This is a genomic window from Pseudomonas japonica, from assembly GCF_013522925.1.
In the GTDB taxonomy this organism is placed as follows: domain Bacteria; phylum Pseudomonadota; class Gammaproteobacteria; order Pseudomonadales; family Pseudomonadaceae; genus Aquipseudomonas; species Aquipseudomonas japonica_A.
Genome location: NZ_JAAMQU010000007.1, coordinates 82,781 through 104,597, shown reverse-complemented (window position 1 = coordinate 104,597; position 21,817 = coordinate 82,781). Strand labels below are relative to the sequence as shown.

Annotated in this window: 23 protein-coding genes; 15 read left to right on the top strand and 8 right to left on the bottom strand. The window is 63.1% G+C overall.

What is annotated here, in order from left to right; genetic code table 11:
* Positions 1-81: 81 nt before the first annotated feature.
* Positions 82-1,497 (bottom strand): lytic transglycosylase domain-containing protein, encoded by a 1,416-nt coding sequence (locus G7016_RS13010; RefSeq protein WP_181114793.1) that lies wholly within the window; start codon positions 1,495-1,497, stop codon positions 82-84.
* A 98-nt stretch (positions 1,498-1,595) separates the two neighbouring features.
* Positions 1,596-2,375, bottom strand: a complete 780-nt coding sequence (gene gloB / locus G7016_RS13005) for a hydroxyacylglutathione hydrolase (protein ID WP_181114790.1) — start codon at positions 2,373-2,375, stop codon at positions 1,596-1,598.
* A 77-nt stretch (positions 2,376-2,452) separates the two neighbouring features.
* Here gloB and G7016_RS13000 point away from each other — a divergent pair, with 77 nt between their 5' ends.
* The 3 genes from G7016_RS13000 to dnaQ are packed head-to-tail and all read left to right on the top strand — an operon-like array spanning position 2,453 to position 4,452.
* Positions 2,453-3,211: a class I SAM-dependent methyltransferase gene (locus G7016_RS13000; RefSeq protein ID WP_181114788.1), complete on the top strand. Its 759-nt coding sequence runs from the start codon at positions 2,453-2,455 to the stop codon at positions 3,209-3,211.
* Positions 3,212-3,241: 30 nt separating this feature from the next.
* Positions 3,242-3,712, top strand: coding sequence for a ribonuclease HI (gene rnhA, locus G7016_RS12995; protein ID WP_181114784.1), 471 nt, complete (start codon positions 3,242-3,244; stop codon positions 3,710-3,712).
* 2 nt (positions 3,713-3,714) lie between these two features.
* The gene (dnaQ, locus tag G7016_RS12990; RefSeq protein ID WP_181115202.1) at positions 3,715-4,452 is read left to right on the top strand and encodes a DNA polymerase III subunit epsilon; all 738 of its coding nucleotides are present in this window, start codon (positions 3,715-3,717) and stop codon (positions 4,450-4,452) included.
* Positions 4,453-4,470: 18 nt separating this feature from the next.
* On the opposite strand, the gene G7016_RS12985 is transcribed toward dnaQ, so the two are convergent.
* Positions 4,471-4,686, bottom strand: a complete 216-nt coding sequence (locus G7016_RS12985) for a hypothetical protein (protein ID WP_181114781.1) — start codon at positions 4,684-4,686, stop codon at positions 4,471-4,473.
* 296 nt (positions 4,687-4,982) lie between these two features.
* Here G7016_RS12985 and brnQ point away from each other — a divergent pair, with 296 nt between their 5' ends.
* Complete coding sequence (gene brnQ / locus G7016_RS12980; protein WP_181114778.1) at positions 4,983-6,299, top strand: branched-chain amino acid transport system II carrier protein; 1,317 nt, start codon at positions 4,983-4,985, stop codon at positions 6,297-6,299.
* 103 nt (positions 6,300-6,402) lie between these two features.
* Positions 6,403-7,377: a hypothetical protein gene (locus G7016_RS12975; RefSeq protein ID WP_181114776.1), complete on the top strand. Its 975-nt coding sequence runs from the start codon at positions 6,403-6,405 to the stop codon at positions 7,375-7,377.
* A 57-nt stretch (positions 7,378-7,434) separates the two neighbouring features.
* Here G7016_RS12975 and G7016_RS12970 read toward each other — a convergent pair whose 3' ends face one another.
* Entirely contained in the window at positions 7,435-7,704 is a 270-nt protein-coding gene (locus G7016_RS12970) for a hypothetical protein (protein ID WP_181114774.1), read from the bottom strand.
* Between the two features lie 205 nt (positions 7,705-7,909).
* Between G7016_RS12970 and htpG the strand changes: the two genes are divergently transcribed.
* Both htpG and G7016_RS12960 read left to right on the top strand, forming a co-directional pair.
* Complete coding sequence (gene htpG, locus G7016_RS12965) at positions 7,910-9,814, top strand: molecular chaperone HtpG (RefSeq protein WP_181114772.1); 1,905 nt, start codon at positions 7,910-7,912, stop codon at positions 9,812-9,814.
* A 74-nt stretch (positions 9,815-9,888) separates the two neighbouring features.
* Entirely contained in the window at positions 9,889-10,623 is a 735-nt protein-coding gene (locus tag G7016_RS12960; RefSeq protein ID WP_181114770.1) for a dienelactone hydrolase family protein, read from the top strand.
* Here G7016_RS12960 and G7016_RS12955 read toward each other — a convergent pair.
* The 4 genes from G7016_RS12955 to G7016_RS12940 form a co-directional block, all read right to left on the bottom strand.
* Positions 10,620-11,498 (bottom strand): pirin family protein, encoded by an 879-nt coding sequence (locus tag G7016_RS12955; protein WP_181114768.1) that lies wholly within the window; start codon positions 11,496-11,498, stop codon positions 10,620-10,622. The genes G7016_RS12960 and G7016_RS12955 overlap by 4 nt on opposite strands.
* Before the next feature lie 131 nt (positions 11,499-11,629).
* Positions 11,630-12,850, bottom strand: coding sequence for a beta-ketoacyl-ACP synthase I (gene fabB / locus G7016_RS12950; RefSeq protein ID WP_181114765.1), 1,221 nt, complete (start codon positions 12,848-12,850; stop codon positions 11,630-11,632).
* An 11-nt stretch (positions 12,851-12,861) separates the two neighbouring features.
* A complete protein-coding gene (fabA, locus tag G7016_RS12945) occupies positions 12,862-13,377 on the bottom strand; it encodes a 3-hydroxyacyl-[acyl-carrier-protein] dehydratase FabA (protein ID WP_181114762.1) in 516 nt (171 codons plus the stop codon).
* 254 nt (positions 13,378-13,631) lie between these two features.
* On the bottom strand, positions 13,632-15,539 hold the full coding sequence (locus tag G7016_RS12940) for a response regulator (protein WP_308812165.1): 1,908 nt from the start codon (positions 15,537-15,539) through the stop codon (positions 13,632-13,634).
* Between the two features lie 227 nt (positions 15,540-15,766).
* On the opposite strand from G7016_RS12940, the gene G7016_RS12935 reads away from it, so the two are divergent.
* From G7016_RS12935 to G7016_RS12900, 8 genes are all read left to right on the top strand, one after another.
* Complete coding sequence (locus tag G7016_RS12935) at positions 15,767-16,792, top strand: NAD(P)H-dependent glycerol-3-phosphate dehydrogenase (protein WP_181114760.1); 1,026 nt, start codon at positions 15,767-15,769, stop codon at positions 16,790-16,792.
* Between the two features lie 9 nt (positions 16,793-16,801).
* Positions 16,802-17,152, top strand: a complete 351-nt coding sequence (locus tag G7016_RS12930; RefSeq protein ID WP_181114758.1) for a DUF4389 domain-containing protein — start codon at positions 16,802-16,804, stop codon at positions 17,150-17,152.
* Positions 17,149-17,622, top strand: a complete 474-nt coding sequence (gene sixA, locus G7016_RS12925) for a phosphohistidine phosphatase SixA (RefSeq protein WP_308812164.1) — start codon at positions 17,149-17,151, stop codon at positions 17,620-17,622. The genes G7016_RS12930 and sixA overlap by 4 nt, the downstream gene beginning before the upstream one ends.
* Positions 17,623-17,636: 14 nt before the next feature.
* On the top strand, positions 17,637-18,092 hold the full coding sequence (locus G7016_RS12920; RefSeq protein ID WP_181114756.1) for a hotdog fold thioesterase: 456 nt from the start codon (positions 17,637-17,639) through the stop codon (positions 18,090-18,092).
* Between the two features lie 95 nt (positions 18,093-18,187).
* Positions 18,188-18,982, top strand: coding sequence for an alpha/beta fold hydrolase (locus G7016_RS12915; protein WP_181114754.1), 795 nt, complete (start codon positions 18,188-18,190; stop codon positions 18,980-18,982).
* On the top strand, positions 18,979-19,833 hold the full coding sequence (locus G7016_RS12910) for an alpha/beta fold hydrolase (protein ID WP_181114752.1): 855 nt from the start codon (positions 18,979-18,981) through the stop codon (positions 19,831-19,833). Before G7016_RS12915 ends, G7016_RS12910 begins: the two co-directional genes overlap by 4 nt.
* 49 nt (positions 19,834-19,882) lie before the next feature.
* Positions 19,883-20,728 (top strand): DUF4892 domain-containing protein, encoded by an 846-nt coding sequence (locus G7016_RS12905; RefSeq protein ID WP_181114750.1) that lies wholly within the window; start codon positions 19,883-19,885, stop codon positions 20,726-20,728.
* On the top strand, positions 20,725-21,765 hold the full coding sequence (locus G7016_RS12900; RefSeq protein ID WP_181114748.1) for an AI-2E family transporter: 1,041 nt from the start codon (positions 20,725-20,727) through the stop codon (positions 21,763-21,765). Before G7016_RS12905 ends, G7016_RS12900 begins: the two co-directional genes overlap by 4 nt.
* The last annotated feature ends 52 nt before the right edge of the window (positions 21,766-21,817 follow it).

Sequence of the window (21,817 nt, the reverse complement as noted above, 5' to 3'; positions counted from 1 at the left end):
AGGTCACAGCTTTGAAGTGGCCAGGCGCGTACATTAACAGACTCGATGCGGCCTCGACAGGTAACCGGCCGAGGCTGGAACTCAGCGATCGATGTAGACGGTAAGCGTTTGGCCAGGGCGCAGCGCCTTGCCCAGGCGTGGGTTCCAGCGCTTGAGGTGCTGCGGTTGAACCTTGAACCGCTTGGCCACCAGCGCGTAGGAGTCGCCCTTGCGGACGGTGTAGCGGGTGCTGCGCTTGTCGCTGGCGGCTGGGCTGGCTGCCTTGGCGCCACCCTGCATGACCAGCATCTGGCCAGCCTTGAGGCGCTTGCCGGTGAGCTTGTTCCAGCGCTGCAGGTCGCTCACGCTGACCTTGTTCGCCTTGGCGATGGACGAGAGGTTGTCGCCCGAACGCACCCGGTAATCCCGGCGTGGCGACGGGGTAGCGCTGGCAACTTGCTCGAACACTTGCTCGCGCGGGCGCAGGGTCAGCAATTCCTCGGGCTTCATCGACGACAGGCTGTCGGCCAGCAGCTGGGCCTTGGCGGTAGGTACCAGCAGGTGTTGTGGCCGGTCCAGCGTCATGCGTTTCTTGAAAGCGGGGTTGAGCTGATACAGCTCGTCTTCGTCGATGTCGGCAAGGGCAGCCACGCGGGCCAGATCAAGCCGTTGGTTGATTTCCACCACCTTGAAGTAGGGCTGGTTGGCGATGGGCTCCAGATCTATCCCGTACGCCTGGGGCGATGACACCACTTCGGAAAGCGCCAGCAGCTTGGGTACGTAGTCCCGGGTTTCCTGTGGCAACGGCAGGTTCCAGTAGTCCGTGGGCAGGCCAAGCTTCTCGTTGCGCTCGATCGCCCGGCTGACCGTGCCTTCACCGGCATTGTAGGCGGCCAGCGCCAGCAGCCAGTCGCCGTTGAACATGTCGTGCAGTTTGCTCAGGTAATCCAGCGCCGCGTTGGTGGACGCGGTTACGTCACGCCGGCCATCATAGAGGTTGGTCTGGCGCAGGTTGAAATATCGCCCCGTGGACGGGATAAACTGCCACAGCCCTACCGCGTTGGCCCGCGAAAGCGCCATGGGGTTGTAGGCGCTTTCGATGACCGGCAGCAGCGCGAGCTCCAGCGGCATGTTGCGCTCTTCAAGCCGCTCGATGATGTAGTGCAGGTACAGGCTGCCGCGGTCAGCGGAGGTAAGGAGGAATTCCGGATTGCTGACGAACCATAACCGCTGCTGCTCGACCCGTGGGTTTACATCGATGCCGTCCTGCATCTGGAACCCTTCGCGCATGCGTGCCCAGAGGTCCTGCGGCGGCTGCTGCTTGTTTCGCTCCACCTGGAACACCGGCCTGGGCTTGACCCGTTTGGCCAGCGAGGCCGAGGGCGCGGGTGCCGGGGCTTCCTCCACGTGCGCCGCGCTCTGGCAGCCCACCAACGCGGCGGACAGGGCCAGGGCAATGGCCTGACCAAGCCGGGTAAAGGCGCGGGAGGATGACGTACGGGGAGTGGTGGGAGACATTGGCGGCGATGTTATCCGGGCAAAAATGTGCGGCGATTCTAGAAAGGGGGGGTGGGGCGGTCAACCTTTCATCCTTCAGTCACCTCCCGCGATCCTGCTCAGAACGTATCCTTCCAGGCCCTGATTGCCGCGAAAACCGCGGCTTCGCTGGGAAGCGGAGCGCCCGCCCGCTGGTCCATTTTTTCTTTAACGGATGTTTCGCCAGCGCGCAAAAACGGGTTCGTGGCCTTTTCCAGGCCGATGCTGCTGGGCAGCGTGATCTCGTTTCGCTCGCGCAGTGCCTGCACTTGAGCAAACCGCTCGGCGAGCGCAACGTTGGCTGGCTCTACTTCCCGGGCAAAGCGCAGATTGCTCAACGTGTATTCGTGAGCGCAGTACACCAGAGTGTCGTCTGGAAGTGCCGCCAGGCGACCGAGCGAAACATGCATCTGCTGCGCGGTGCCCTCGAACAGCCGCCCGCATCCGCCGGCAAACAGTGTATCGCCGGACAGCACGAACGGTTGCTCGGCGCTTCGGTGAACGAACGCAATGTGCCCGGCGGTATGCCCTGGCACGTCGACCACGTGCAGTGTGAGGCCCAGCACGCGCAATTCCGCGTTATCTTCGAGCGCCAGATCCAGGGCCGGGATGGTTTCCCTGGCGGGGCCCGCCACCCGGGCGCCTGTGCGGGCCTTGAGTGCGGCAACGCCGCCGGTATGATCATGGTGGTGGTGAGTGACCAGGATGTCGCTGAGGGTCCAGGCTGGATGGGCGTCCAGCCAGCGTTCCACGGGCCCGGCGTCGCCCGGGTCCACGACCGCGCAGCGACGGCTTGTATCATCCTGCAACAGCCAGATGTAGTTATCGGAGAACGCGGAGAGAGCTGTGATCTGTATCATGGCGGGATTCGCTACGCTTTGAGATAGGTTGCATAGTAGGCCTGGACGATCCCGGCGAGAACCCGGAGGGAGCGGCAATGACAGACAAGCCATTCGCGCAGGCGGATCAGCAATGGGTCGAGCTTATCGGCCAGGCCAGGGAGTGGTTCGAGGGCCCGCTGGGCCAGCTGTTGTTGCGTGAGGAGCACGCCGTGCTCAGCGCCGAGCTGGGCAAGTTCTTCGGTGGCTACCTGGTTCACTATGGCCCGCACGCTGACGCGCCGCCCGTCGCTGCCCGTATACAGAACCACGTTCGGCTGGGCGCGCCCTGGCCGGGGGTGCACATTGCCTGCGAGGAGCAGGCCTGGCCACTGGGCGAGCATGCGGCCGATCTCGTGGTGTTGCAGCATGGGCTGGATTTTTCCCTCTCGCCCCACGGGCTGCTTCGCGAAGCGGCACGGGCGGTGCGCCCCGGTGGTCACCTGGTGATCGTGGGCATCAACCCTTGGAGCCCCTGGGGCGCCAGGCACCTGTTCGCCAAAGGGGCGCTGCGCAAGGCCCGCTGTATTTCCGCTTCCAGGGTAGGGGATTGGCTGAACCTGCTGGGCTTCGCGCTGGAGAAAAAACGCTTCGGATGCTATTGTCCGCCGCTTGCCTCGCCTGCCTGGCAGGCGCGCATGGCCGGTTGGGAGCGGGTCGCCGGGCGCTGGCAAAGCGCTGGCGGCGGCTTCTATGTGTTGGTGGCGCGCAAGCTGGTAGTTGGCTTGCGCCCGCTGCGCCAGGCACGAAGAGAGCCCATGGGCAAGTTGCTCCCCCTGCCGCTGGCCAAACTCAACCGGCGCGATGGCGGGCAGTGAGCGGTTCAAGTTTTCGGTACAGGTCGATCAATGAGCGATATTGTCGAGGTTTACACCGATGGGGCCTGCAAGGGCAATCCCGGCCCGGGTGGCTGGGGTGCGTTGCTCGTCTTCAAGGGTGTGGAGAAAGAGCTGTGGGGCGGTGAAACCTCCACCACCAACAACCGGATGGAGCTCACCGCCGCCATTCGCGCGCTCGAAGAGCTCAAGCGGCCGTGCCAGGTCAACCTGGTAACCGACTCCGAATACGTGATGAAGGGCATTCAGCAATGGATGCCCAACTGGAAGAAACGCGGCTGGAAAACCGCTGCCCGCGAGCCGGTGAAGAATGCCGACCTCTGGCAGGAGCTGGACGCGCAGGTGGCTCGCCACCAGGTCACATGGCAGTGGGTGCGCGGGCATAACGGCCATCATGGCAACGAGCGGGCAGACGACCTGGCCAATCGTGGCGTTGACGATGTACGCAGGCTGCGGCAGGGCCAGCAGGGGGTCGCGCCATGAACATGCCCATAACCGCGCAGCGGATCATCGTACTCGACACCGAAACCACTGGCATGCCGGTGACCGATGGCCACCGTGTGCTGGAAATCGGCTGTGTCGAGGTGGTGGGGCGTCGATTGACCGGGCACAACTTCCACATTTACCTGCAGCCGGACCGCGACAGCGACGAAGGCGCAATCGGGGTTCACGGCATCACGTCCGAGTTCCTGCGCGACAAGCCCCGTTTTGCCGAAGTGGCGGACGAGTTCTACGAGTACATCCGGGGCGCCACCCTGGTCATCCACAACGCGGCGTTCGACGTCGGCTTCCTCAACAACGAGTTCGCCCTGCTGGGCCAGGCCGATCGCGCCGACCTGAGCCAGTACTGCACCATCGTCGACTCGCTCGGCCTGGCGCGCGCGCGCCACCCTGGCCAGCGCAACAGCCTGGACGCGTTATGCAAGCGGTATGGCGTTGACCTGAGCGAGCGTTCGCTTCACGGCGCGTTGCTGGACGCCGAGTTGCTCGCAGACGTTTATCTCGCAATGACAGGCGGCCAGACCAGCCTGTCATTGGCCGGCAACGGGGACACCGAGGAGGGTGGAGATGAGCAGGGTAGCCAGGTTCGCAGGCTACCAGCCAACCGGCCGCTGGGCCGTATCATCATGGCCACGGAAGCAGAGCTGGCCGCTCACGTTGCGCACCTGGAGCGAATCGCCAAGGCGGCGGGCGGTGCGGCGCTGTGGGTAGAAGAGGCCTGAAGCCGGCCTCTTCACCATTTAAGGAATACGGACGATCTCGATGCCGCTCTGCACCAGCATGAAGCGGTCATCACCCAAGTGGTTTACGCGATCGCCAATGGCCAGGCGATACGTGAGTGGGGAGGCTTCGTCAGTGCTTCCGTCGGGCAGAAAGGCATTCTGGAAGGCTTGAACAGGGTACACGCGCCCTTCAGCGTCCCTTGCGTGAAACTGGGCCACCATCTGTGCTGCCATGGTTACATCCTCCGAGCGGTGCGGCGCAAGTGTCTGACACCATAGACTCTTGTTTTGCCTTAAGGTTTTACATTCAGTAAAAATTTACTGCGGCAGATCGCCGCACAATCCCGGTGCGTCGGTCGCGCGGCTGCCCTGGGCGGGTGCATTCGCCCGGTGTTTTCGCTATCCTTCGCCACCTTCCAATAGCCCCACAAGGGCCTCTGGAAGCGTCTGCCGAACCCGGTGGCCCCCTTTCCCTCTACCTTGCGGGAAACCTCCCTATCCTTCGTTCGTCTGCAGTATGGTCCCGCAAAATGAAAGTGCTTAAAGGCCAGGATATTCTGGCACTCGGTTTCATGACATTCGCCCTCTTCGTGGGCGCTGGCAATATCATTTTCCCTCCTATCGTCGGTTTGCAGTCCGGGCCCTATGTGTGGCTTGCCGCGCTTGGCTTCCTGGTGACCGCCGTGGGCCTGCCTGTGCTCACCGTCGTGGCCCTGGCCAAGGTCGGTGGCAGCATCGATGCGCTCAGCAGTCCTCTGGGGCGCTTTGCCGGCGTTTTGCTTGCGGTGGTCTGCTACCTGGCGGTAGGCCCGTTGTTCGCTACCCCGCGTACCGCTACCGTATCCTTCACCGTAGGCCTGGCGCCGCTCACCGGTGATGGGCCGTTGCCGCTGCTTATCTACAGTGTGGTGTATTTCAGCGTGGTCGCGCTGGTATCGCTGTACCCGGGCCGCCTGTTGGACACGGTGGGTCGTTTCCTCGCTCCGCTCAAGATCCTGGCGCTCGCCGCGCTGGGGACCGTGGCCTTCCTGCACCCCGCCGGCCCGGTTGGGGAAGCCACCGCCGAGTATCAGGCCGCTCCGTTCTCGCTGGGGTTCATCAATGGCTACCTGACCATGGATACCCTTGGCGCGCTGGTGTTTGGCATCGTGATCGTCAATGCCATTCGCTCGCGTGGGATCGAGTCGCCGCGCCTGGTGACTCGCTATGCCGTGATCGCCGGGCTGATTGCCGGCATAGGTCTGGTGCTCGTTTATCTGAGCCTGTTCCGCCTGGGTTCGGGAAGCCACATCATTGCCACTGGCGCGGCCAACGGCGCTGAAGTGCTGCATGCCTACGTGCAACATACCTTTGGTGACCTGGGCAGCATGTTCCTGGCAGTGCTGATATCGCTGGCCTGCCTCGTCACCGCGGTTGGCCTTACCTGCGCCTGCGCCGAATATTTCAGCGGCTTGCTGCCGCTGTCCTATCGCACCCTGGTACTGCTGCTGGCGGCGTTCTCGTTGCTGGTTTCCAATCTTGGGCTCACCCGGCTGATCGCGGTATCCATTCCGATCCTCACGGCAATCTATCCGCCCTGCATCGTGCTGGTAGCGCTGAGTTTCGTGCAAAACCTCTGGCGCTCTCCCATGGGCGTGGTTGCGCCCGTGGCGGTTGTCTCGCTGCTGTTTGGCGGCATCGATGCGTTCAAGGCTACGCCATGGGCGGAACACCTGCCGGCGGCATTGGCAAACCTTCCGCTGAGCCAGCAGAACCTGGCGTGGTTGATCCCGTCCGTCGCTACCCTGGCCATCGCGGTGGTGTGTGATCGGGTGCTTGCCGGCCGCGCCGAACGCGCCCAGGGCTAGCCCCCCTTACAAGGCCTTGTTTACTGCAAGGCCTTACCCTTGGGCGAAGGCGAGTGCTACGCTGCTACAGCGAACCGGCAACCGTCGGGCCCAGGGAGGGATCATGAGCGATGCCATCGGTGGTTATTTCGAGCTGGAGGTTCCCTCTGGCGAAGCGTTGTACCCCGTGGCGCTGGGGTACAACAGCGCGCGTTATGCCTTCGAGGCGCTACTGCTACAAAGCGGCACCCGGCGCCTTTATCTCCCCTGGTACACCTGCGGCACCATGGTCGAGGCCGCGCAGCGCAGCGGCGTCGAACTGCGGCGATATTCCCTCGATAACCGGCTGCAGCCTACCGAGCTGCCCTCGCTGGATACAGGCGAAGCGCTCCTCTACGTCAATTACTTCGGCTATAAAACCCCCTTTATCGAAGCCGAGCTGGCCCCGCGGTATACGGGGCAGCTGATTGCCGACCACGCCCAGGCTCTGTTCGCAAGCCCTCCCAAAGGGGTGCCTACGCTGTATTCGCCGCGCAAGTTCATGGGTGTGCCCGATGGTGGCTGGCTGCTCAACGGGCCTGCTGCCCTGCAGCCGCCTGCAGCTACCCACAGCAAAGGTCGCTTCGGCGCATTGCTCGGCCGGCTCGAAGACGGCCCCGAGCCTTGGTACGGCAGTTATGTTGACGTGGAGCGAGGTATTCGGGAGGAGGGTATGCGCGGCATGTCTTCGCTGACAGCCCGGCTGCTGCAAGGCGTCGATTATGCAACCATCGCGGCGCGGCGGCGGGCGAACCTTGGCTGCCTTCACACGGCGTTTGCAAAGCTCAACCGCTATGAAATAGCACTGCACGACGGGCTTGCACCCATGTGCTATCCGCTGCTGCTCGAAAGCGCGACGCAAGCAGAGCGGGTGCGTGCTGAACTGGCACGGCAACGGATTTATATCGCGACGTACTGGAAGGATGTGCTGGAAGCAGGCGGGAGTTGCGAGGTGGCCAGGCAGTGGGCTGAATGCATGTTGCCCTTGCCGATCGATCAGCGGTATGGCGAAGCACACATGGCGCGGCTGATCGACGCAGTGAACCAGGCGCTGATATAAAGCCCGGCCGCCGGTGTTGCTTGAGGCGGGCCGGGTTGCAGGGCAGGCCGGAGCGTATTACTGCTTTGGAGCAGCTTCTGGAGCAGGGGCGTTGCCGTTTGCCGGGGTGCTTTCCTCGGTAGCCTTCTGATGGGCTTCGGCGGCGTCCTGGTTGGCCTTGGCGTTTTCCTTGGCCGCGTCGTTCACGTGGTCCTGAGCTTTGTCCATTTGCTGTTGGGCGTTTTCTTTATGATCCTGGGCGTCCTTGGCTTTGTCGGACGCGTTATCGCAGGCGGCAAGGCCCAGGGTCGCTGCCAGCATCAAGGCATAGGCGAAAGTCTTTTGCATGGGGTGTTTCTCCTTATGGTTAATCATTACGTGCCTTCGAACCCAGCCGGGTCCGTTAAGTTCCTGCCTTCCGGGGCGTCGGCGCCTTGCACCCCTGGCCCTTGAAATCGCCCGCGCTGCCCCCATCTGCTGAACATCCCGCCCGTGAGCCGGGCAGTCCGCGCCGCCTGGCGGCTTGTGCCAATCAGCATTGGAGTTCGAACAAATGAGTGTGGAAACTCAAAAGGAAACCCTGGGCTTCCAGACCGAGGTGAAACAACTGTTGCACCTCATGATTCATTCGCTGTATTCCAACAAGGAGATCTTCCTTCGCGAACTGATCTCCAACGCTTCCGACGCAGTGGACAAGTTGCGCTTCGAAGCCTTGGCCCGGCCTGAATTGCTCGAGGGTGGCGCGGAACTGAAAATCCGCGTGACCTTCGACAAGGACGCGAAAACCGTGACCATCGATGACAACGGCATCGGCATGAGCCGTGACGAAGTCATTGCCCACCTCGGTACCATCGCCAAGTCCGGTACCGCAGACTTCATGAAAAACCTCACCGGTGACCAGAAGAAGGACTCGCACCTGATCGGCCAGTTCGGTGTGGGCTTCTACTCGGCCTTTATCGTCGCCGACCAGGTGGAGGTGTTCAGCCGCCGCGCCGGCGCACCTGCCAGCGAAGGCGTGCACTGGTCCTCCAAGGGCGAGGGCGAGTTTGAAGTCGCCACCGTGGAGAAGGCCGAGCGGGGTACCCGTATCGTGCTGCACCTCAAAGCGGACGAAAGCGAGTTCGCCGATGGCTGGCGCCTGCGCAACGTGATCAAGAAGTACTCCGATCACATCGCGCTGCCGATCGAGTTGCCCAAGGAGCAAGCCGCCGCCGAAGGCGAAGAAGCTGCCGAGCCTGGCTGGGAAACCGTGAACCGTGCCAGCGCGCTCTGGACCCGCCCTCGCACCGAGATCAAGGACGAGGAGTATCAGGAGTTCTACAAGCACATCTCCCATGACTTCGAGAACCCGCTGAGCTGGAGCCATAACAAGGTCGAAGGCAAGCTGGAATACAACTCGCTGCTGTATGTGCCGGCGCGCGCGCCATTCGACCTGTATCACCGCGAAGCCCCGCGTGGCCTCAAGCTGTATGTGCAACGCGTGTTCATCATGGACCAGGCCGAGTCGTTCCTGCCGTTGTACCTGCGCTTCATCAAGGGCGTGGTGGACTCCAACGACCTGTCGCTGAACGTTTCCCGTGAAATCCTGCAAAAAGATCCGATCATCGACTCGATGAAGTCCGCGCTCACCAAGCGCGTGCTGGACATGCTGGACAAGCTGGCCAAGAACGACCCCGAGCAGTACAAGGCCTTCTGGAAGAACTTCGGCCAGGTACTGAAGGAAGGCCCCGCCGAAGACTTCGCCAACAAGGAAAAGATCGCCGGCCTGCTGCGCTTCGCGTCCACCCATGACGAGAGCGGGGAGCAATCCGTTTCCCTGGCCGACTACCTGAGCCGGGCCAAGGAAGGGCAGGACAAGATCTACTACCTCACTGGCGACAGCTACGCGCAGGTCAAAAACAGCCCGCACCTGGAAGTCTTCCGCAAGAAAGGCATCGAAGTGCTGTTGCTCACCGACCGCATCGACGAATGGCTGATGAGCTACCTCACCGATTTCGACGGCAAGGCGCTGACCGATGTGGCGCGCGGCGACCTCGACCTGGGCAAACTGGACAGCGAAGAAGACAAGCAGGCCCAGGAAGCTGTAGCCAAGGAGAAGGAAGGCCTGGTAGAGCGCTTGAAAACCGCCTTGGGCGACACCGTGAGCGAGGTGCGTGTATCGCATCGCCTGACCGACTCGCCAGCCATCCTGGCCATTGGTGAGCACGACATGGGCTTGCAGATGCGTCAGATCCTTGAGGCAAGCGGGCAGAAGGTTCCGGATTCCAAACCGATCTTCGAGTTCAACCCGTCTCACCCGCTGGTGGAAAAGCTGGACCACGAACCCGATGAAGACCGCTTCGCGGACTTCGCCCACATCCTGTTCGACCAGGCTGCATTGTCTGCCGGCGATAGCCTGAAAGACCCGGCTGCGTACGTGCGGCGCCTGAACAAGCTGTTGATCGAGTTGTCAGCTTAACGCCTGTGTGATGGAAGCCCGCTACGGCGGGCTTCTTTTTTGAGACATACCTTTGGGGCAATCAGGAGCAATCAATGAGCACCATCACCGTTGAGTCGTTGGTTTATCAGGTAGACGGCGCGGCTTACGAAAGCCGGCTGGTTTTTGATGCCGATATCAAATCACCGCGCCCGGGCCTGGTCATGGCGCCGAACTGGATGGGCGTTTCCGAAGGCGCGGAACGCATCGCCCAGGCTGTTGCGTCGCAGGGCTATGTGGTGCTTGTAGCCGACCTGTACGGCCAGGCTGTACGCCCTTCGGATGCCGACGGCGCGCTTGCCGCCATGATGCCGTTGAAAAACGATCGTGGCTTGCTGCGTACTCGCATGCAGGCGGCGCTCAAGCAACTTACCGAGCAGAGCTTCGCGACCGTGGACAGCGCCAACCTGGCCAGCTTCGGCTTCTGTTTCGGCGGTTGCTGTGCGCTTGAACTGGCCCGCGATGGCGCTGCGCTGAAGGCTGCGGTGTCGTTCCACGGTACCCTGGATACCCCGAACCCGGCCGATGCGAGCAATATCAAGGGCGCGGTGCTGGTGATGCACGGGGATGCGGACCCGCTGGTACCCAAGGAGCAGTTGCCGGCGTTCACCGAAGAAATGAACGCCGCGAACGTGGACTGGCAATTGATCAGCTACGGCGGCGCCTACCACTCGTTCACTGACCCCGAAGCCAACAACCCGGGCAAGCAGATGTACGACAAGAAGATCTCGGACCGGGCTTTCCAGGCGATGCACAACCTGTTTGCTGAAGTGTTCCAGCCCCAGCTTTAACCCCGGCGTGACGGGCTGGGCAGCTCGATGCGCCCGGCCTCGCCTGGCACTTGCGGCCAGTCCCCTACGGCCCAGCGAGCGCGAGCCTGCTCTATCAGGGCCGGGTCGCTGGCCACGAAGTTCCAGTTCATGCGGCGAGGGCCGTCCAGTGGCGCGCCACCTATCAGTGCCAGGCGTGCGCTGCTGGTAGTGCTCAGGCTGGCTTCCACCCCTTCCTCCAGCACTACCAGGGTATGGGCCTGCAAAGGGTCAGCACCCAGGTAGGCTTCGCCTTCGAGCAGGAACACAGCCCGTTGCGAATGTTCGTCGGGAATCAACAGCGAGCTGCCCGCAGTCATTTCCACGATCGCATACAGGGTAGGGGAGAGCACCGGCACAGGCGCAATCTGCCTGAACCCGTGGCCCGCCACTAGCGTGATGCGTACGCCACCTTCCTCGTGGGAAGGCAGCTCGTCGGCCTCGAAGTAGTAATAGGTCGGATCGTCCTGTTCCTTGGCCTTGGGCATGGCCAGCCACACCTGCAGGCCATGTAGCCGGCTGCCGGCTTGCAGCAGGTCGTCAGGGGTGCGCTCGATGTGGGCGATGCCATTACCGGAGGTCATCCAGCTCACCTGGCCAGGCGCCACCCGCTCCTCGGAGCCCAGACTGTCCTTGTGCAGCAGCTCACCCTCGAACAGGTAAGTCAGCGTGGAAAGGCCGATATGGGGGTGCTGGTGAATGTTCATGCCCTGCCCGGGCGGGTAGTCATGAGGCAGGATGTAATCGAAGAAGACGAAAGGGCCCACGCTGCGGCATTGAGCGGAGGGCAAGGGGCGCAGAATGGGTTGGCCGCCGACGCTCTCCTGCCGAGGGGTAATCAATGACGCGATGGCCATGAAGGCTCCTGATGAGGCTGCAAGTGGCAAGTGGCAGCAGTGTAGCGCACAAACAAACGGCGCCCCCATGGGAGCGCCGTCATCATGCTGCTTTTGCTTTTAGCTTCTACTTGCAGCTTGCAGCTTGCCGCTTATTTGCCTTCCCAGCGCTTGAGCACCAGGGTGGCGTTAGTGCCACCAAAGCCGAAGCTGTTGCTCATCACGGTGTTGAGCTGCACGTTCTCGCGGGTTTCCCGCAGGATTGGCATGTCGGCCACGGCGGGGTCCAGCTCGTCGATGTTCGCCGAACCTGCGATGAAGTTGCCTTCCATCATCAGCATGCAGTAAATGGCCTCGTGCACGCCTGCGGCGCCCAGCGAGTGGCCCGACAGGCTCTTGGTAGAGCTGATGGGCGGAGCCTTGTCACCGAATACTTCACGAATGCCCTTGATTTCCGCCACATCACCTACCGGCGTGGAAGTGCCGTGGGTGTTCAGGTAATCAATCGGGGTGTCGACCGTTGCCAGGGCCTGCTGCATGCAGCGGATCGCGCCTTCGCCGCTAGGGGCTACCATGTCATAGCCGTCGGAGGTAGCACCGTAGCCGACCACTTCGGCGTAGATCTTCGCGCCACGAGCCAGGGCGTGCTCCAGCTCCTCGACCACTACCATGCCGCCGCCGCCTGCGATGACGAAGCCGTCACGCTTGGCGTCGTAGGCGCGGGAGGCTTTTTCCGGCGTTTCGTTGTACTGCGAAGACAGGGCGCCCATGGCATCGAAGAGGAACGACTGGGTCCAGTGTTCTTCTTCACCACCGCCGGCGAATACCACGTCCTGCTTGCCGAGCTGGATCTGCTCCATGGCCGCACCGATGCAATGCGCGCTGGTGGCGCATGCCGAAGCGATGGAGTAGTTCAGGCCCTTGATCTTGAAAGGCGTGGCCAGGCAGGCCGATACCGTGCTGCTCATGGTGCGGGTGACCCGATACGGGCCGACGCGCTTCACGCCTTTTTCGCGAAGGATGTCCAGCGCTTCCATCTGGTTCAGCGTGGAGGCGCCCCCGGAACCGGCAATCAGCCCGGTACGCGGGTTCGACACTTGATCTTCATTGAGGCCGGAATCCGCGATGGCCTGCTGCATCGCCAGGTAGGCGTACGCGGCGGCATGGCCAACGAAGCGGTAGACCTTGCGGTCGATCAGTTCTTCGAGGTTCAGGTCTACCGAACCGGAGACTTGGCTACGCAGGCCCATTTCGGCGTATTCCGGGTTGAAGCGGATGCCGGGGCGGTTTGCGCGCAAGTTGGCGGAAACGGTGTCTTTGTCATTGCCCAGGCATGAAACGATGCCTAGACCCGTGATAACGACGCGGCGCATGCGAGTAACCCTTAGAAGTTTTCGGTGGACGTGAACACGCCGACACGCAGGCCGTCGGCGGTATATATCTCGCGGCCGTCAACACTGACCGTGCCATCGGCGATGGCCATGTTCAGCTTGCCCTTGAGCACGCGCTTGATATGAATGTTGTAGGTCACTTTGCGGGCTTCAGGCAATACCTGGCCAAAGAATTTGACCTCGCCCGACCCCAGGGCACGGCCGCGGCCCGGCAGGCCTTGCCAGCCCAGGAAGAAACCGACCAGCTGCCACATGGCATCCAGGCCCAGGCAGCCCGGCATTACCGGGTCGCCTTCGAAGTGGCAGGCAAAGAACCACAGGTCGGGGTTGATATCCAGTTCGGCGACCAATTCACCCTTGCCGTACTTGCCGCCTTCCTCGCTGATGTGGGTGATGCGATCCACCATCAGCATGTTAGGGGCGGGCAATTGCGCGTTACCTGGGCCGAACAGCTCGCCGCGACTGCAGCGCAGCAGGTCTTCCCGAGTAAAGGCGTGTTGTTTGGTCATGCGAGCTCCTCAATGGTCCCTGCCGGGCAGGGGGCAAATCATCCCGGCCGGCTAAAAAAGGGGCGTGTTTCCCCAGGCCGGCAGCCTAGTCATAGACTAATGCGTTGTGGTTAAAGTCACAGGATGGCGGTCTGATCCCTGCCAATCCGTTTGAATACGTGACCCGCTGACGCGGCGCGCCGCAAGGCGTGCAGTTCAAGGCGGCGCACTGTACCACCGTTGTGCGCCGCTTTGCAGAGGTGATACTGCGCCACTCACGCCAGCCAGCGCTGCAGCAACTGCTGGAGATCAGTACGCTTGAACGGCTTGGCCAGATAATCGTCCATGCCGGCCTCCAGGCAGGCTTCGCGGTCACCCAGCAGGGCATTGGCAGTAAGCGCAATGATGGGGAGCCCGTTGCGCTCTGGCAAGCGCCGAATGCGCCGGGTGCTCTCATAACCATCCACAATGGGTAACCGGCAGTCCATCAATACCGCGTCGAAGGTCTGCTGGCGCACGCTGTCGACCGCCTGCGCTCCATCACCTACCACGCTTACCTCGTAACCCAGGCTGCGCAGCATGGCCTCGATGACTGTCTGGTTGACCGGGTTGTCCTCCACCAGCAATACGTGATGATTGTGACCCTCCGCCGGGGCATTGGTTCGTGGCACAAGGGCATTGCTCTGCTTGGCCGGGGCCGGCTTGTGGCTCAAGGCCAACGGCATTTCGAGGGTGAACACCGAGCCGCTTCCTTCGTTGCTCTGGGCGCGCAGGGTGCCGCCCATGCGTTCGGCAAGGTTGCGGGCAATCGGAAGGCCAAGGCCCGTGCCGCCGTAACGCCGGGAAATGGAACTGTCGGCCTGCTGAAACGCCACGAACATACGCTCGAGCGCTTCGGGGTCGATGCCGATGCCGGTGTCGGCCACCCGGCAACTGAGCCAGATCAGCCGGTCGTCTAGCACCTGGCAACGCGGTTCTACCGTCACGCTACCGTGCTCGGTGAATTTCAATGCGTTGCCGATGAGGTTCACCAGTATCTGCCGGATACGCGTGGGGTCGCCCAGCACCTGCCATTCATTGAAGCCTGGGTCTGCGTCAAGGGTGAGGGTGAGCCCGCCCTGTTGCGCGCTGTGCTGGAAAGAATGCACGCATTCACTGAACAACTCCCCAAGATTGAAGGGGATGTGTTCGAGTTCCAGCCCGGTACGCTCGATGCGCGAGAAATCGAGAATGTCGTTGATCACCTTGAGCAGGTGCTCGGTGGACTGCGTGGCAAGTACCGCGTATTCGTGCTGCTCGTCGTTGAGCGGGGTGGTTTCGAGCAGCTGCAACATGCCCAGCACGCCGTTCATGGGGGTGCGCAATTCGTGGCTCATCATCGCCAGGAATTCGGTCTTGGCGTTGTTGGCCCGTTCCGCCTCTTCCCGGGTATGGATCAATTGCTCCATGGCTTCGCGCTGTTCGCGGCTGGCCTGCTCCAGCCCTTGGGCCAGGTCATTGATATGCTGCGCCAGGGCGCCCAGTTCGCTGTTTACCTCCACGGGCAAGGTCGCCTTGAAGTCTCCTTGGCGAATCGCCTTCACTGCCGCGCCCATGTTGCGAATAGGCTGCGACAGCCCGCGGGATAGGCGCCGTGCCATCAGAAACGTTGCGGCCAAGGTGAACAGCGCAAGCACGCCGGCCTTGATAAGAATTTCCTGCTGTCGCTCATTGAAGGCATCGTCAGACATGCCTACCACCACCCGCCCCAGGTAGTCGTCCGCGTGATCAGCGCCGCTCACGCTGCGCTTGAATTCACCACTGGTGGCGTACCGCTGCAGCCGGATAGGGGCCTGGAACACCTGCACCGGGGTCACCGACGCATTGCCGTTGGCGGGTTGCTCCAGGTACACCACGATGTCGTCGTCCCGGTCCTGCACTTCAAGGAAGCGCACGTGCGGAATGCTCAAGGTAGCCCGAAGCAGGCCGTCGAGGACTTCGGTGTTATCGGCCAGTACCCCATACTCCGCCGCCGGTGCCAGCTGATTGGCGATCAGCTGGCCGGTGTGGGTCATTTCCTGGCGCAGGTCCTGGATTCGTACGTAGGTAAAGAAGCAGATCAACAGCAACGTCAGCAACAGGGCCGGGCCCAGGCTGATGATCTGTGTTCTGGCGTGAATATCCCCGCTCCAACGTATATTCACGGGCGGGCTACTCTGTTGCGAGGGCGTGGCATGCTGATCGCTATTTAATGGCATCGGCTCGGAAGCGGGCATCTTACCCGGGATCCGGAACATTTCCAGAGTTGCCGGCGTCCTTCCAGGTTTCCGGCGATGGTCGGCGCGGCCAGGTCGGCGGCGCCGGGGGTGGCTCTGCAAGTATCGCTCCGTATAATGACGAACCGTCTACTCAGGTCCCAATGGAAGTCTATATGTCTGAACAGCAACCGATCGCGGTACTCGGCGGAGGCAGCTTCGGCACTGCGGTGGCCAACCTGCTGGGCGAGAACGGCCATCGGGTACGGCAGTGGATGCGCGACCCCGAACAGGCCGAGGCCATGCGTACGGCCAGGGAGAACCCGCGGTACCTGAAGGGGATAAAGCTCCATCCCGCCGTGGAACCCACCACTGACCTTTCCAGCGTGCTGGAAGGCAGCGAGTTGCTGTTCGTGGCGCTGCCGTCCAGCGCCTTGCGATCGGTACTGGCCCCCCATGCTGGGGTGTTGGCGGGAAAAATGTTGGTCAGCCTTACCAAGGGCATAGAAGCCAACACCTTCAAGCTGATGAGCGAAATCCTCGAGGAAATCGCACCGGCGGCGCGCCTTGGGGTGATTTCGGGCCCTAACCTGGCGCGCGAAATCGCCGAACACGAGCTTACCGCTACCGTCGTCGCCAGCGCGGACGAAGCCCTGTGCCGGGCCGTACAAGCAGCGCTGCACGGGCGGCGGTTTCGCGTGTACGCCAGCAGTGACCGCTTCGGCGTGGAACTGGGCGGCGCCTTGAAGAACGTGTACGCCATCATCGCCGGGCTGGCGGCCGCCCTGAACATGGGTGAAAACACCCGTAGCATGCTGATCACCCGGGCGCTGGCGGAGATGACCCGGTTTGCCGTGAGCCAAGGCGCCAACCCCATGACGTTCCTGGGCCTGGCCGGAGTGGGCGACCTCATCGTTACCTGTTCATCGCCCAAAAGCCGTAACTACCAGGTAGGCCATGCGCTGGGCGAAGGGCTTACCTTGGAAGCCGCTGTCACCCGCCTCGGGGAAGTGGCCGAAGGGGTGAACACGCTCAAGGTGCTCAAGGCCCGGGCCGACGAGCTGCAGATCTACATGCCGTTGGTTGCCGGTTTGCATGCGATCCTGTTCGAGGGGCGCACCCTCGATCAGGTGATCGGGGCGCTGATGACCGGCGACCCCAAGACCGACGTGGACTTCATCCCCGATAGCGGCTTCGCCTGAGGACTTACCATGACTACGCCCCCCCGTTTCCAGCCCGAGCAGGAATCGATCGCCCTGCGCATCGTGTGGATGCTGCTGTTCCTATTGGTGTGGCAGGTTGCCCAGCTGGTGCTTGGTGCCGTTGTGCTGCTGCAGTTGTTGTATCGCCTCATCTATAGCGCACCCAATGCTGGCCTGATGAGCTTCGGCGACAGCCTCAGCCAATATATGGCCGACATTGGCCGTTTTGGCTGTTTCCACAGCGAACGCAAACCCTGGCCGTTCTCCGAGTGGCCAGCCGCGCGGTCGGCCGAAGGCGAGGTGCCGCATTCGGTGCCGCCAGCGCCCACCGACGTGCGTGACCGGGAGCCTCATCTGTGAGCGAAGCCCGTCTGAAAACCGTATGGATCTTGCGCCATGGTGAAGCGGCCAACACGGCCCCGGATCCGGCCCGGGCGCTTACCCGCACCGGCCGCGAGGAAGTGCTGCGCAGCGCCGCGCACCTGATGGCCGAGCCGTTGCAGAAGATTCTCGCCAGCCCTTACACCCGGGCCCAGGAAACCGCTCGGCTGGTGCAAACCGCATTGGGCCAGAGCGTGGCGCTGCAAACGGTGGATTGGCTTACCCCCGACAGCGACCCCGACCGCGTGGTGGCCGAGCTTGACCGCCTTGGCCTGGATCAGGTGTTGCTGGTGAGCCACCAGCCGCTGGTAGGCATGCTGCTTGGCTTGCTGGACCGGGGCGAGCGTGCCAGCGTGCATGCCATGGGCACGGCAAGCCTGGCCCGGCTGGAAGGCCCCGCGCTCCTGGCCGGCCTGATGACCCTGCGCAGCCTGCGCCATAGTCACTGACAAGGACCTCACCCATGAGCCTGTGGCAAACACTGCCTGACCTGGACGCCCTCAACGCCCGCCAGAAAAACACCATTGGCGAGCTGCTGGATATTCGTTTCGAAGCCATCGGCGAAGATTTCGTGACCGCCAGCATGGCGGTGGACGCGCGCACCCATCAGCCCTTCGGCCTGCTGCACGGCGGCGCCTCGGTGGTGCTGGCCGAAAGCGTCGGCTCCATGGCCAGCATGCTGTGCGTGGACACTAGCCGCTTCTATTGCGTGGGGCTGGAGGTGAACGCCAACCACCTGCGAGGCGTACGCAGTGGCCGGGTCACCGCCACAGCGCGCCCGGTGCACATCGGCCGCACCACCCATGTGTGGGATATCCGCCTGGTGGATGGCCAGGGCAAGCCCAGCTGCATCTCACGGCTTACGGTGGCGGTGGTACCGCTGGGTCAGGTGCCACCGGCGGGGCAAACCCAAGGCTGACCTGTACGCCCTTGCCGATGGCCGATTCGCGCGTTGTAGGCCGGGGCAGGGGCTGGCCACAATCGGCGAGTCATCCGCCCACCGAGCCTGCGCCCATGCCGGAAACGCTATTCTTCGCCCATGCCAATGGCTTTCCTTCGGCCACCTACGGCAAGCTGTTTTCGGCGCTGGCGCCCGAGTTCACCGTCAAGCACCTTGAGCAGCACGGGCACGATCCGCGCTTTCCGGTGCAGGACAACTGGGCTGCACTGGTAGACGAGCTGCTGCACCATCTGGAAGACGAACCCGAGCCGGTGTGGGGGGTAGGCCATTCGCTGGGCGGGGTGCTGCACTTGCATGCTGCGCTGCGCCAACCTAGCCGTTATCGCGGCGTGATCATGCTGGATTCGCCGTTGCTGGGCAGCAGTGACCAGTGGCTGATCCGCGCCGCCAAGCGCTTTGGATTGATCGACCGGATCACCCCGGCCGGGCGCACGCTGGGCCGCCGGGAGCGTTTCACCGATCGAGACAGCGCACTGGCGTACTTTCGTAGCAAGGCGTTGTTTCGTGGTTTCGATCCCGACTGCCTGGAGGCGTATCTTCAACATGGGCTCAAGCCGGACGGGGAGGGGCTGCGGCTTGCCTTCGATCCCGATACCGAAATTCGCATCTACCGCAGCGTGCCCCACATAAGCCCGGGTCGGCCAAGCCGCCTGGCACTACCGTTGGCGGTTATCGGCGGCGAGGCGAGCCGCGTAGTGCTGCGCCACCACGCCCGCAATGCCCGCCGGCTGCCGCGAGGGGAGTTCCACCTGGTGCCTGGCGGGCATATGTTTCCGCTGGAGCGGCCCCTGGAGACCGCTGAACTGATCCGCGCAGTATTGCGCCGCTGGAAGGCCGAAGCCGCATGACAGACCTCTTCAATGAACTCCGGGTGCGCCTGCCCCATATCGAGCTGGCCGGCAGGCTGCATGGGCCTGAAAACGGCGCGCCAGTGATTGCGTTGCATGGCTGGCTGGACAACGCCAACTCCTTCGCTCGCCTGATGCCTCGCCTGCCGGGTTTGCGTGTGCTGGCACTGGACCTGGCCGGCCACGGGCTGTCTGAACATCGCCCTGCCGGCGGGTTGTACCCTCATTGGGAGTACGCCCGGGATGTGCTACAAGTCGCCGACCAGCTGGGCTGGGAACGCTTCTCGCTGATCGGCCATTCCATGGGCGCGATCGTGGCCGCACAGCTGGCCGCTGCTATGCCTGAGCGGGTGGAACGGCTGGTATTGATCGAAGGTGTGGTTCCCCCCGAAAGCTCTCCCGACCATCCCGCGCAGCGGTTGGGCAAGGCCTTGCGCGAGCAACTGGCGCACGGCACCCGGCGCAAACCGTTCTATGCCAGCGTCGATCAAGCAGTGCGCGCACGCAGCCGGAGCGGGTTGCCGGTCACTGAAAGCGCCGCTTGGCTGTTGGTAGAGCGCGGCTTGCAACCGGTGGAAGGTGGTTTCACCTGGCGCAGCGACAACCGCCTTACCCTGACCACGCCGGTGCGGCTGGAGCGGGCACAGGCCGTGGAAATGGTGCTGCGTATCGAATGCCCCACCCTTTTGATACTGGCCGAGGCAGGGCTGTTGGTCGGCCTCGGAGATTTACTGGAACGCCTGCCCTTTGAGCGGGTCCGTTTGCCAGGGGGGCATCATTTGCACCTTGATGATGACGCGGGGGCTGGCCTTGTAGCAGCCTGTATCAATCGTTTCTTTACCCCGCCTTGACTTGATGGCATGGACTGCCGACCCTTGCCCGGTTAACAGGGAGTCCTCAATGCCGTTTCCTTCTATCCGTCCCGCCTTTGCCCGCGCCCTCTACGGGCGCCGCTTGCTGTGGTTGCCCAGCCTGCTCTTCTGCGCGGTTACCGCCCAGGCCGATGTCGCGCCCAGCGCGGTAACCGCCCTTCAGCCTGAAGACGGCCAGGTGCTGGACCAGCGAGGCCCTGAGGCCGCCGAACGCTTGTACCCGCTGGGCCCGCTTCGGCGGATCGGCGGGGCATTGCGCATGGATGGCCGCCTGCAGGCCCATGGCGAACTCGCCTCGGCAACCTGGGAACTGCCCGCAGAGCGTAACGCCGCCGATGTGTTCAAGATCGCGCGGCTGGCGCTCCAGGGCGAAGGCAACCGGGCGCTGTTCTGGTGCGAAGGCCGCGAGTGTGGCGAAAGCAACCTCTGGTCCAACGACATCCTCGCCAATACCCGGCTGCTTGGCAGTGATGACCAGCAGGCGTTCCTGCTCGTTCGCCAGGCACGTGAGGGCACCGACACGCTGGTGGCGGTCTACTGTGTACTGCGCGGCAACCGTCGGGTTGCCCTGCATGTCGAAACCTTCGCGCCGAGTGCTCCCTTGGGGCAGGTGCTGCCTACCCCCGGCACTGTGTTGCGCGAATTGCGAGAGGCTGGAGAGGTGTCCTTCCCTGAACTGGTGCCACCGCCGGCTGCGGACTGGGTTGCGCTGCTGGCACGTGTGCTCAGCTTCGACAGCGCGGTGCGCCTGCGCCTGAGCGGGGCTGCGGCGGATCAGTGGGTAGCTGCTCTGGCGGGCTCTGGGGTGCGGGCGAATCGCCTCAGTGTCGGGGACACCGCAGGCCAGGGGTTGAAGATGGAGATCGTTCGATGATCAGCACCGATCGGTTGTTGATGCAGATTGCCCTGCTGCTGATGCTGGTGGCGTGCATCTGGGTGATGCTGCCTTTTGTTTCGGCGCTGTTATGGGGCGCGATCCTGGCGTACGCCAGCTGGCCGCTGATGCGCCGGCTCACCGCTGCCCTAGGTGGCCGGCCCACCTTGGCGGCGGCAATCCTCACGGGTGTCTGGATACTGCTGGTATTGCTGCCGCTGGTATGGCTGGGCTTCAACCTGGCGGACCATGTACGCGACGCCACGGCGTTCGTTCGCGATGTTCAGCTTGAGGGGTTGCCACCACCACCGGATTGGGTGGCTAACGTGCCGTTGGTGGGCGACCGGCTGGGGCGCTTGTGGGCAACCATGGATGCCCAGGGCGCGGCGTTTTTCCAAGGGCTGCGGCCGCACCTGGGGCAAGTGGGCAATTGGCTGCTGGGCCGCAGCGCGCGCCTGGGCAGCGGGCTGGTCGAGCTCGCGCTGGCCTTGGTTTTCACCTTCTTTTTCTACCGCGACGGGCCGCGCATCTCGGCATTCGTGCTGCGCCTGCTGGAGCGGCTGATGGGGGAGCGCGGAAAGTATTACCTGGATCTGGTGGCAGACACCGTGCAGCGGGTCGTCAATGGCGTGATCGGTACTGCGGCCGCCCAGGCGCTGCTGGCGCTGATCGGGTTCATGATCGCCGGCGTACCTGGTGCGCTGGTGCTGGCCATCGGCACCTTCCTGCTCAGCCTCATTCCAATGGGCCCGCCGCTGGCCTGGATACCCGCCGTGGGCTGGCTGGTGTGGCAGGAGCACTACGGCATGGCGGTGTTCCTGGGCCTGTGGGGCACCTTCGTGATCAGCGGCGTGGACAACGTGCTCAAGCCCTACCTGATCAGCCGCGGCGGCGACCTGCCACTTGTGATCGTACTGCTGGGGGTGTTTGGTGGGCTGTTGGCGTTCGGCTTTATCGGCCTGTTCCTCGGGCCCACCTTGCTGGCGGTTGGCTACCGGCTGGTGACCGATTGGGCCAAGGAGCCTGTGGCTACCTGATTGGGCGCGTAGCGGCAGGTGAGGGGCTGCCAGGTGTGTGCCCCTGTATCGC